The 11,889-nt window shown below is 44.5% G+C and carries 10 protein-coding genes; 3 read left to right on the top strand and 7 right to left on the bottom strand.

Going from position 1 to position 11,889, the window contains the following annotated elements:
- Positions 1–236 precede the first annotated feature (236 nt).
- Together V4C51_RS08410 and V4C51_RS08405 are read left to right on the top strand one after the other, a co-directional pair.
- Positions 237–1,049 carry a C2H2-type zinc finger protein gene (locus tag V4C51_RS08410; protein ID WP_330925706.1) on the top strand — a complete coding sequence of 271 codons (813 nt, stop codon included), beginning with the start codon at positions 237–239 and terminating at the stop codon, positions 1,047–1,049.
- A 460-nt stretch (positions 1,050–1,509) separates the two neighbouring features.
- Complete coding sequence (locus tag V4C51_RS08405) at positions 1,510–2,508, top strand: TDT family transporter (protein ID WP_330925705.1); 999 nt, start codon at positions 1,510–1,512, stop codon at positions 2,506–2,508.
- 134 nt (positions 2,509–2,642) lie between these two features.
- Here the strand turns inward: V4C51_RS08405 and V4C51_RS08400 are convergent, their stop codons facing one another.
- The 7 genes from V4C51_RS08400 to V4C51_RS08370 form a co-directional block, all read right to left on the bottom strand.
- Positions 2,643–3,977, bottom strand: a complete 1,335-nt coding sequence (locus tag V4C51_RS08400; RefSeq protein ID WP_330925704.1) for an OprD family outer membrane porin — start codon at positions 3,975–3,977, stop codon at positions 2,643–2,645.
- A 551-nt stretch (positions 3,978–4,528) separates the two neighbouring features.
- On the bottom strand, positions 4,529–5,911 hold the full coding sequence (locus V4C51_RS08395) for an ATP-binding cassette domain-containing protein (protein WP_330925703.1): 1,383 nt from the start codon (positions 5,909–5,911) through the stop codon (positions 4,529–4,531).
- Between the two features lie 431 nt (positions 5,912–6,342).
- Positions 6,343–6,477 (bottom strand): hypothetical protein, encoded by a 135-nt coding sequence (locus V4C51_RS08390; protein WP_330925702.1) that lies wholly within the window; start codon positions 6,475–6,477, stop codon positions 6,343–6,345.
- 114 nt (positions 6,478–6,591) lie between these two features.
- Positions 6,592–6,741, bottom strand: a complete 150-nt coding sequence (locus V4C51_RS08385) for a hypothetical protein (protein ID WP_330925701.1) — start codon at positions 6,739–6,741, stop codon at positions 6,592–6,594.
- A gap of 311 nt (positions 6,742–7,052) precedes the next feature.
- Positions 7,053–8,123, bottom strand: a complete 1,071-nt coding sequence (locus V4C51_RS08380; RefSeq protein WP_330925700.1) for a calcium/sodium antiporter — start codon at positions 8,121–8,123, stop codon at positions 7,053–7,055.
- 240 nt (positions 8,124–8,363) lie between these two features.
- Positions 8,364–9,743: an ATP-dependent RNA helicase DbpA gene (dbpA, locus tag V4C51_RS08375; protein ID WP_330925699.1), complete on the bottom strand. Its 1,380-nt coding sequence runs from the start codon at positions 9,741–9,743 to the stop codon at positions 8,364–8,366.
- A 204-nt stretch (positions 9,744–9,947) separates the two neighbouring features.
- Positions 9,948–10,586: an ankyrin repeat domain-containing protein gene (locus V4C51_RS08370; protein ID WP_330925698.1), complete on the bottom strand. Its 639-nt coding sequence runs from the start codon at positions 10,584–10,586 to the stop codon at positions 9,948–9,950.
- 427 nt (positions 10,587–11,013) lie between these two features.
- On the opposite strand from V4C51_RS08370, the gene V4C51_RS08365 reads away from it, so the two are divergent.
- A complete protein-coding gene (locus V4C51_RS08365) occupies positions 11,014–11,832 on the top strand; it encodes a M23 family metallopeptidase (RefSeq protein ID WP_330925697.1) in 819 nt (272 codons plus the stop codon).
- Positions 11,833–11,889 lie beyond the last annotated feature (57 nt).

Genomic DNA, 11,889 nt, shown 5'->3' with positions numbered 1-11,889 from the left:
TTAGCAAATAGAACCACTATTCACTAAAAATTTCCGACTTTTTATCCTCAATTTTCTGCCATCCTCGCTACGGGCGCTATTCTCGGACAGCCTCCTAGCGACGTTAATATAACAGACACCGTTTAACTACAGTGTGCTATTCAAAAAAAACAGGTGAAAAGTGTAATTTCTGTAGGCTTTTATCTTCGATAGAGTAAAATTGACAGATGAATTCTGTCACCAGGCGGAACCTCATCATGACAAAACATGTCTGCGAAACATGCGGAAAAAAATTCACCAGAAAAGACAGCCTCAAAAGGCACTCTTTAAAACATACCAGTACGACACCTGCCCATGAAAAATATATCTGCGAAATATGCGGAAAAAAATACGCTAGACAAGATAACCTCACCAGGCACGCTAAAAAACATACCGGTACGGAACCTGTCCATAAATGCCCTCATTGCCCGAAAATTTTTGGCCAATCCTCTTCTCTCAAAATCCACGTAAGAACGCACACGGGTGAGAGACCATTTGCTTGTCCTTTCTGTCAAAAAAGTTTTAAAACAAGAAGCTATCTCAACGTCCACATAGATTTCCACAAGGGGGCGAAACCCTATCTTTGCGATGTATGTGGCAAAGCTTTTACTACTTCTGGCAGTCTTTCCAACCACTCAGCAATCCATACCGGGCAAAAACTGTTTGGTTGCAGCGCTTGTGATAATCGGTATGCTCAAAGAGCCGGTGCCTGGAAGCACATAAAAAAAGATCACCCTGACGTTAATGCTAAAGTAACCACAATCCAAACCAGTGAGCGATTAGGCAATGGCGGCACCGTTGACTGCACAACCCATAGGTTCGAAGGCACTGGCATAGAGGTATCCAAAGTAACTTCTGACCAGGCCACTGTCTATGTCAGAACTGAAAGAGGGCCTTGCGGAGAGTTGGTAACTGTTTCGCAAAGCGAACAACCACCTGTTACAACCTTCAATCTCCAATCACCGCTTGATATTTTAGCTGGCGTAGCATTAGCTGACGCAGGCTTAACCGGAGATAACTTTGAAGATTGACACCGTTCCAGACAAGTCCGGTTCCTGGTAGCGGCTGGTAGTTATTATTCTGAACACACTCTACATACGACATACGACTTTAATATATTCACTAAAGATCAACTAAAGCTCTCATTTAAAAGCTGCCTATGTGAGAATCATGCTGATTTCCGAGTATTAGCTAAGAAGCAGTCTTAAAAGTCTGCTTCTAAGTTTCAGACGCCCGGCAATCCGGGCAAAGAGCGGGTAGTTGAGACACTGCCACTGGCCGTTGGCTACGAGAAAAGTACAAATGATTCGTCGTCAGTTATGCTGGGCTTGCTACTGCCCGAAACGCCTTTAACTGTCTTGAGGTAATAGGCATAATGCTTTTACTGTGGGTATAAGAAAATTTGAATTAAATTATATAAAACTTTGATTTTTATTATTTGGTCATTGTAAGTAGTATTTTTACATTGTTTTTTTGTTGAGAATAACGCCAATGGAAGCCATACAACACTCTCCTTCGTCAGATAAAGCAAAGTCAGGAGGCGTGGTTGACAAACTGAGTCGAGTGCCGACGCCTATGGGTGGCCTTGCGTTAGCCATTGCCAGTCTGGGAGGTTCCTGGGCGATGGTGAGTCCCGAGTACGGTACACCCCTGAAAGTGATCACTGCCCTTATAGCCGCAATATTGATTGTCAAGATACTGCTCAAGTATTTGTTGCATTCCCACATGCTAAAAGAAGAGCTGGCGCATCCGGTGCTGGCAAGTGTTATGCCAACCTGTGCGATGTGCGCCATGGTAATCGCACAAGTGTTGCTTCCTTATATGCCGGTGTTTGCAAAAGGCTTGTGGTTGGTTGCTGTTATCTGTCATGCCTTGCTGTTTGCCAGTTTTATCGTACACCGGGTCATTGAGTTCAAAATGGAGCATATGGTGCCTAGTTGGTTTGTTCCGCCGGTAGGCATTATTGTGGCGGCGGTCACCAGTGTGGGTATGGGGCATGAAACCCTGGTGTATGGCCTGTTTGTATTCGGTCTTGCCTGTTACTTTATCAAGCTGCCCTTTATGCTGTATCGTCTGCTGTTCCGTGGTGCCATTCCTGATGCCGCATTGCCAACATTTGCCATTATGGGGGCGCCAGCAAGCTTATCCCTGGCAGGTTATTTAACCATTAGTGACAACCCTGAGCCGTTGTTGCTGGTCATTTTGACACCGCTGGCTATTTTTATGACAGCGCTGGTTTTCATGGCTTTTATTCGCCTGTTACGCTTGCCGTTTTCTCCGGGTTACGCCGCCTTTACCTTCCCTGTGGTAATCAGTGCAACAGCGCTGTTAAAGCTAAGTGCCTGGCTGAGTTCTCAGAATCTAGACTGGGCGGCTGAGAGAATTGCTCGTCTGGGACAGTTGGAACTGTTCATTGCAACGGTTATTGTGTCCTATGTGGCCATATGTTACTTCTATCACTACTTGCTCAAGCCATTGACCAAAAACTAAACAACAGTGAGGCTGAGCAAGGCAGCGTTAAGACTGCTTCTAACAGTAATGGCTGCCATAGAAAAAAGACAGCCTGTCAGTAAGGTAGGTTCAAGAATTGTCGAGATCAACGTATCTGATTCGTGAGCCTTTCGTTAAAAAGCGACAAAATTGTAATCAAGCCACATGCGAAGATCGTTACGCTTGCCGTAGCCGATTTCCTGGCGGACACTGTCGCTGTTTTTGTAAAGACCGTATTGGGCCTTAACGCTCAGCCCTTTTAAGGGTGCTTGGTTGAAGGCGTAAATAGCAAGAAAATCATGCTCATGTTCTCTGCCTTTATCGCCATTTGATAATTGAATACCGTGACCATAAGTGAAGAAATAACCGAGGGTCAGGCCGTTGAGGCCTGTCTTGGTAAAGTCATATTGACCACCCACAGTATAAGCCTGCTCACCATCATAGAAAAAATCTTCGGCAAAGGCCGTCGTGGGAACGTCCCATATGCCATGGGTGTTTTTACCAAAATCGTAATAATAACGACCCAGCCCCAGACTGGACTTGGCTTTGGTTTTACTGACAGAGGCAACAAGCGTCCATTCCATTAATGCCAGTCGCGCATTCAGGCTGGTATTCTCAGCTTTGTCATCAAAGGCAGGGCTACCCCAGGCAGTGCCATTCCATAAATGCCCGTCTTTTTTGGTGACATAATAGCGTGCGTCAAGGGTAAGCCGCGTGTCCTGGGCAAGGTCAAAGGTATAACCCACGGTGCCATTATGGGCTTTCAGAAAGTCCTTGGAAAATGCGTTGCGGTATTGCAGTTTAACCCCATCGGCGTTATAGCCTAACTGAGCGCCAATGATATGATCAATGGGCCGATCGTCGAAGCTGACAAGCTTATGGAAACCGGCCTGGTTGCGAAGGGACATTTGGTCAACATAGACAAGACCGTAGTTAATTGCGTCAACCTTGCCCACAAGGTTATACCCAAACCAGGTACTCGGTACAGAGCGGGAGCGAGAGCTTGAAACCAGCGCGTTATAGATAAGTTGGCGGCCCGCGCGAAACTGCCCGCCAACAGCATCATCACCAAGTTTGGCTTTGATATAAGCCTGGCCGAGTTTTGCGACCCCTTCGTTATTGTCGTTCAACAGCTCTTTGCTGCCACCGCCACCATTTTCACGTTTGTTATCATTGGCCATGGATAATTTTTGCACGCCGTAATAGGACGCGTCAAAACCAATAACATCCCATGCATAGCCCGATTTAGCGTCAAGCCACAAGCTGCCTGTCCAGGCACCCGTTGTTTTGGTGTTGGAACCGTTTAAATACTCTTTTTTATCAATATCAAAATAGATGGAACGTAATTTACCATTGAGGCTACCTTCCTCAAAGAGTTGGCTCAGATCGCCTTGTGCGGTAGAAGCAATAATGGCGCAAATAGTGCCGGAAATGGCCGCACGGGTTAAAAGTAACTGTTTCTGCTGCATACTTTTTTATCCTTTTATCAATAAATTACTGAAATTCTTATTAATAAGGCCAAGATAATCCCCAGGGCATCCACTTTAAACGCTATGGAAGTCTTTGTTTCCCCTTTTTGTAGGTTGTAGGTGGGTGATTAAAGTGGGTTACTAATTGTGTGTATCACCTGTCAAGGCTCAGGGACGACAATAAAAACAAGATAGGCAAAAACACTGAGGAGTGTTGCACTTATGTGCTTTATTCGTGCTTTATTTTCATTGCTGAAACACATTATGAAGCTCTGGCATTTAATTAAATTCCATGAGCGTACAGTTTAATTGTATTTGTGTCAATTTAAGGTAAGGATTTTTATTGTTTTGCTTATTTTTTCATATAAATAATATTTTTACTCTAAAACATTATAACTATCAAAAAGCCATCATGATGTTTTTAAAATCCATTGCTAAACCTAGGAGGCTGTTCGAGAACAGCGCCCGTAGCGAGGGTCGCGAGAAATTGAGGATAAAATTTCTGCTTCTGAGGAGAATAGCGGGGCTATTTGATGAAGAAGCAGGAACTTTTAGACCAATTTATCGCAGCCGCAGTAACGCGGTCTATTCTCGGACAGGCTCCTAGTGTGTCTGATTTCGATTACAAGCTTATCTTTTGACAATAAGGCTATTTCATTTTCAACACTCTTCATATTAGAAATGTCCAGATTTGCATCCCACTCATCAAATAAATAAGTATCGGCTTCTGAGTCTTCAATTGCTGAATTGATTTGGAAAATCTTATCCTGCCCCGTAGAAGACGAAATAAACTCAGTTCCGATGTTTATATTTGGGGATATGTATATGGAGTTTTTTCTTATTTCTTTAATTTTTTTCATTAAAGAACTCTTACCAACACCATTGTCCCCTGTTATTGAGTAACGACCAATACACCCACTTTCTCCAAGTTTTGAAATCAAATCAGATATACTGATAGGTTTGTTGTTGGCGCAGTCGACAACCCTGATCATGCTGGTTTTTATTAACCCATTTATGTCTATATAATCCAAACTACTAACAAAACAATCAAGGTTTTTTAGCTTTTTGGATTTTAAAATTAATTGGCTTGTAAATGTTGTTGCCGCATGGATACTTTGAAAAAGCTGCAGTATTCTTGGAAGAACCGCAATTAATAAACCCATTGATTCAGCAGATAGCGCATAGGATGTATTTACAATATACATGATTATTGGTATTGATATAAGGACAGGGACGCATGAAATAACTTGCTCATAAATAGAGTACTTTTCTTTGTTTTTAAAGAATTCCTGGGATGTTTTATTTGATTTATCTATAGATTTTAGATAGTTTTTCTTTGTGCCAAAGAATATATTATCCCAAATAAAACCTATACTACCAATTGTTTTTAGTTGTGAGGACTGTATGCTGGAAGCAAGATTTTTTATCTTATTTTTTAATGCGACTACTAGGATTATTGATAGACTTAGTGATAAGAATAAAACGCTGGAAACTTCCAGGCCAAGTAAAGTAACGAAAGCAACTCCCGTGAATATTATATTAAAATATACTGCTGCTATTTCAACGAAAAAGAATCCAGCATCATCAATAGTATTTAGAGCTTCACTTCCTATCCATGAGTGAGTGTTCGTTTTATTTTTCTGTGTGTTAACTCCCTGACTTTTTTGGGTTAATGATAAAAAAACAGACTGATAGTACTTTTTCCACACTGAATTGGAAAGCTTTACTCTAAAAAACAGTGACGTTGCGCCTGAAATATAAACAAATATAATCAGTAAAAAAAACACTTCAATATAAAAAATTGACTCGTGGAAATCAGTAAAAATGGCCTTGCCAGCCATACCTATGGCGTAGGTTGAAAGTCCTACCAGTATTTGTTGCAGCAAAACCAAACCAATAGCAATCCAAAAAAATTTGCTCTTAAAAATAATCATTACTATGACAAAGCCTTTTTCAAAGTTCTTATATGGTGAGCCTAATGCAGGCGTATATTATCACAGTATTTATATCACATAGGTAAATATCACTTTGTCTCTAAACCTGGTAAGTCTGAGGCTTGATTAGCAAGGCTCAATTATTGCCAAAAATACTAACTTACTCAATTATTTTATTTTGATGATAAGCTGTAATCAGTTTATCGTAGAACCCCTGGTCACCGTATGAGAGTGCGGAACACGCTTTCTTTAAGGGGCGTAAATATATTTTTTCGATCATGTGCTGATACTTTGCCTGTGCCTATCATTCTAGACTGGTACTTATCGTCTATTTTTGACGCTATATCGAAAGCCTTCGATAAGATATCGCTAATTTCACGGTCATATATAAAGCATGATTCACTATAATTTATAGGCATTCCAAATAAAGCTTATTCTTCGAAGGAAAGTATATTCATGGGTTTCATATTCTGTGTTTCAGAATAATCTTTGATGGTTTCTTTAGACTCAGTGATCTCTTCTTCTTTCAAAGAAACTGCTTCAAGCTCTTTAGTGATATTTTTCATCTTTTTTCTTTTATATAGATTATTTTAGGCAATATTAAAAATAACCTATCGATAAGTGATTTTTATTGATGTAAATCAATAAGGCTGTATGTCGGTGTAAATATATCTATATTTTCATAGAAGGTAACTGTTCAAGTAGGGGGCAGACTCCCCCTGCCTGTATGGATCAATACCCGCAAGAAGACAAATGACGATTAACGCCTGGAACATAGCAACATTGTCTGCGCCTTCCTGCCGGGTTCTCAACCCAGCTCTGATTATCATTGATGCCTGCCCATGGCGCTAATGTAAACAGGAGTCCATTTTCTGGTAGATTCCCGCCTTCGCGGGAATGACGACTGTACGGGTATTAGCGCTTAACAGCACTAGTACATCAATTCAATGAGATTGACGTGTACCATCTCCGTTCATCCTGAACGGAGTCGAAGGGTGTTTGGCATGATCTATCATGGGCCGGAGTTTACGCCCTTCGACAGGCTCAGGGCGAACGGAGTGCAGAGGCTTATGATAACGACAACCCGCAAACTCATTGAAACCATGTATTAGTGTGGGAAAACTCTCCCCAGCATTGTTTGCTATTGGGCTGTTATAAACAGTACGGATATATAACCGATAAACCCTGCCAGCAACAGCGCGCTTTTATATTTTGGTAACTGACAAACAATACCCGTGGAGGACTTAAGCCCTGTGCCGGTATCCAGTGTTGGCTGTCGCTTGATGCTGCTATAAGAAATCAATGCCAGCAATAGCGCGAGTCCCACCATGGCGAAAACATCACGTTGCAATACGGCACTGTCCAACTCTATGCCCCCACCGATAATACCAGGGAGTGCAAGAACACCGAGCAAATTAAAGGTATTGGAACCCACCACCGTGGCCAGGGTTATATCAAACAAGCCTTTACGAACACTGGCAATGGCAGCGGCTAGCTCAGGTAAACTGGTTCCAAAGGCAATCACGGTCAGACCAATGATTAATTCACTGATACCCATGGAACGGGCCAGGCCCATGGCGCCCCAAACGAGTATTTGCGAGCTACCTAACATTAAGGCAAGCATCACCAGTGCTTCGATCCAGGCTCTGGAGGTACTGACCTTGAGCACAACCACATCTTCTGATGAGTCTTCATCTGCACCGGAAGCACGCGTCAAGTAGATGCAGTAGGCAAGCAGAGCCACGGCAAGAATAACGCCGTCGTTAAAACTCAGCAGGCCATCCCATAACAACGTAATGGTGATAGCCATCACGGCACCAAGCAGAGGGAACTCTCGAAACAATATACGCGGACTGACCACTAAGGGTGCGATTAAACCGGCAACCCCGAGTACTAACCCCACATTGATGGTGTTTGAACCCAGGGCGTTCCCTATGGAAATACCACCGGAACCGTTAAAAGCGGCAACAGAGGACACCAGTAATTCAGGTGCGGAAGTACCAAAGGCGACAATGGTCATGCCGATGGTCAGCATGGACATGCCCAGGCGAAAAGCCAGCGTAGAAGTGACTTCAATCAGCCGGTCGGCACTCCAGGAAAGAACAACAAAGCCGACAGCAATGGCGGCAATAAAAGACAGAATATCAGGCATAGGTTGTACATCTGAGGGCTTTTTACAGGCGACACGCACCAGGCCCTCATGCCAGCGCATACCACCTGAGTCTCACCGGGCAACGCTTTTACAACCTTTGAGGGTTGAAGAAGGTTGCCGCACACGCCACAGCCGGTGTTTTGTTGGCCAATGATTGTTGACGTACGCACCTGCAACGATAAAAAATCTGGCAGGCAGGCTACTCCCTCAGAGTAGAAAAACAGGAATTATAATGGCCACACCCAGAAAGTAAATAACGTAAAATAACCAAAATTGTTTGGAAACTTTCTCCGAAGTCGTTCATAACCTGCGCACTTTAAACTGACGCCCTTTGATTTTGCCCTTTTCCAGACGTTGCAAGGCTCTGCGTGCATACTCGCGGGTAATAGCAACATAGGCGACAAAATCGAAAACAGTGATTTTCCCTACTTGATCACCTGCAATAGCCCCTTCGCCGGTCAGGGCACCGAGAATATCCCCCGGGCGTACCTTATGCTTCCGTCCACCATCAATGCATAACGTCACCATAGGGGCAGGCTCAGGGTTTCCCGTATGTTTTTTCAATGTGTCAGGTGATAACCGTGTCAGCGCGCACTGGAGATAGTCACTGATGGCATCGAGTTTGTACTGTTCACGGGACGTATACAAGCTGAGTGCTTTGCCGCTTTTTCCTGCTCTGCCCGTGCGACCAATTCGATGAACATGTATTTCAGGGTCCCGGCTCAGGTCATAATTAATAACAGCCGCCAGATCATCAATATCCAGACCACGGGCAGCGACATCTGTCGCGATGAGCAGACGGCTACTGCGATTAGCGAAACGAACCAGCATCTGGTCACGTTCTTTTTGTGCTAAATCACCATGGAGTACCAATGGTTTGTATCCCTGTTCAAATAACACTGTGCCCACATCCTTGCAGGTTTTTTTAGTGTTACAAAAAATAACAGCGGATGAGTCGTGCAAATCCCCTAACAACTTAAGGAGCACCTCAGGTTTGTCGTTGTTTTCGGCCAGGTAAAACTGTTGGTCAATATGCGTATGTTGATCAGTGGCGCTGATGGTCACTTCTACCGGCCGTTTTTGAATATGTTGACTCAAACCGCGAATAGACGTCGGGTAGGTAGCGGAGTACAACAGGGTCTGTCGTTGTGAGTGAGTGTAGCTGACGATGGTATTGATACTGTTGATAAAGCCCATGTCCAGCATTCGGTCAGCTTCATCGAGCACTAACGTATTTACCTTTTTGAGGGACAAGGTGCCTTTACGAAGGTGGTCCTGAATCCGCCCCGGTGTTCCCACCACAATATGAGCGCCGTGGGCAAGGGAGCCAATTTGCGGACCAATGGGCTGACCACCACACAGTGTTACCACTTTTATATTTGGCAGATAGCGCGCTACCCGGCGGGTTTCTGAGGCAACTTGTGTTGCCAGCTCCCGGGTAGGGCAAAGCACCAGTCCCTGGCAGCAAAAATCCTCAGGGTGGATTCGGGTGAGCAGGTTAATGGCAAATGCCAGTGTTTTCCCAGAGCCGGTTTTTGCCTTGGCAATCACATCCTGCCCTGCCAGTATTACCGGGAGGCTTTCCTGTTGAATGGGAGTCATTGCCGCAAAGCCTAATGACTGAAGGTTATCCAGCAGAGGCTCTGGCAGTGGCAGGGTTGAAAACAGAGAATCGGTCAAAACGGGGCTTCTTTCAGAGGTAAAAAGCCCGGATGGTATAATGCATTCACTGGCGCTGTCATCAGGGATAGCCCCGGGTGCTTAAAGGGGGGTTATACCAATGGCCTTTTTTGACGGCTGTCATGGGCATAAGCCATTGGTATTAATAAGTCATAGTGAACCGGCGAAATAAAAATGCTACCTATATCAACAGAACCCGGGACTTCATTCAGGTTGTTCATTGTCTGACTGCGGGGGGAGGCCAAAGACGGTTTCCAGTATCAAAGGTGCCAAGGGCAGTTTTGGGATATTCTTTGTGCTAACATGGGATCTGATAGCCTTGACGACCAGTTGTTCAAGGGGCATGGGGCCATTTAGGAGATTTTTGAATCCCTTCTTTATTTTTTCTGGATTAGAGAACACACGGCCATGAGGATCATCACAACCATAGGTGAGATCGTCGGCGCGCAAATGCGTGGCACCAAAGGGCAGGCATACGGCAGCAATTTCGGGTTCTCCGGCCCAGGCACATGCTTCAATAGCAGGCCGTTTCCCTATATTCGGGTTTGCACCGCCGTTAAGCAGTGCCATAACCATGGCTTTTTTTATCGCGAATTCCTCATCACTGGTTATCGCTAATGACAGTGCGGTACTGCCAAAGCCATTAATAAAGTTAAGGTCTGCCCCGGCTTTAATCAAGTAACCGAGCGCTGCTGTAGCTCCATTTATGGCAGCGATCATCAAGGGGGTCATCTTATGTCCACTACTATCAAGGATGTTAATATCGTCACCCTGCGCTAAAAGCTCTTTCAATTCATCTACGTCATTGTATATTGCGGCATAGTGTAACGCTTCATAACGCATGATCAAATTACTCCGTTTGCTTGAATCCATCGGCGATTTTATGACGTTGACTTGATCTGAAAGGCCCTCCCCCCCCTAGGTCAGCAACTATCAGGATATACAAGTCAGTCGTCGGACATTACAAGAATAAGTTTTCATAATAGCTGTTTAAGCCTGATACTTTATTTTAGGACAAAATTGTCTTAAGTCCGACAGCCTCCTAGGGTTTAAGTCCTGCTAATAAACCAAAGCCGTATAGCGCGGGAATGATAAAGGCAGAAGAAAAAATGATAATGTCCATTATGTTTTACCTTATTATTTTTCTTCCAGAGCGTACCTGAAAAAGCACATGTTTTCAAAAATAAACGCCATGACAAGGACGGTGCTATGTGTTTGACTTTTATAACGTGGTATTAGAATTCTTAAAGCAAAACATGGGGTGAATACAGTGATTGCGAATAAATGGCGCCATTGGATGGGTTTGGGTATCAGTTTGTTCGCCTCCTCATTGCCAGTGCATGCAAGTCTGAAGAGTGCCCTGACCCAGGGGGGAGTCTATTCCGGTCAGGTAGAGCCCGGTAGTAAAGTATTCTATCTGGGCCAGGAGGTGAGTGTGACAGAAGAAGGTCGTTTTGTCTTTGGCTTTGGGCGTGATGCGCCACTGAATCAGTCTTATCAGACAGTGAGTCCCAGTGGAGAGCAGAAAACAGTCAGGCTTGAGCTAGTTCCCAGGCAGTACAAGGTGCAAAAAATTAACGGGATTGCGAAAAAATATATTCAGCCGGCTAAAGCGGTGCTTGAAAGGATACGCCTGGAAAATATTCAGGTGAGAGCTGCCAGGGAACATGAAACAGAGGAAGACGACTTTTTTCAGGGGTTTACCTGGCCATTAACAGGCCCTGTTACCGGTGTATATGGGAGTCAGCGGGTATTTAACGGTGAACGACGCAGGCCGCATTTTGGCGTGGATATTGCCGCGCCAACAGGTACGTTGATAAAGGCGCCCGCTGATGGAGTAGTAACGCTGTCTGAGCGCAATCTTTATTTTTCAGGAGGTACCCTTATCATTGATCATGGCTATGGAATGTCTTCCAGCTTTTTACACTTGAGCGATATCCTGGTAAAAGTGGGGCAAGTGATCAAGCGCGGTGATGCTATTGCGAAAGTGGGGGCAACGGGGCGGGTAACTGGCGCGCACCTTGACTGGCGAATCAACTGGTTTGATAAACGGCTGGACCCTCAGTTGCTGGCCGGTGCCCAGAAGTAATACCAATAGTCCGTCATTCCTCGAAGGCAGAAATCCTCCACGACAATGGATGCCCGC

It is taken from the genome of Candidatus Sororendozoicomonas aggregata, from assembly GCF_031528575.1.
Classification (GTDB): Bacteria; Pseudomonadota; Gammaproteobacteria; order Pseudomonadales; family Endozoicomonadaceae; genus Endonucleibacter; species Endonucleibacter aggregata.
Note: the sequence above shows the minus strand (reverse complement) of the source record. Positions and strands in the feature narration are given on the sequence as shown.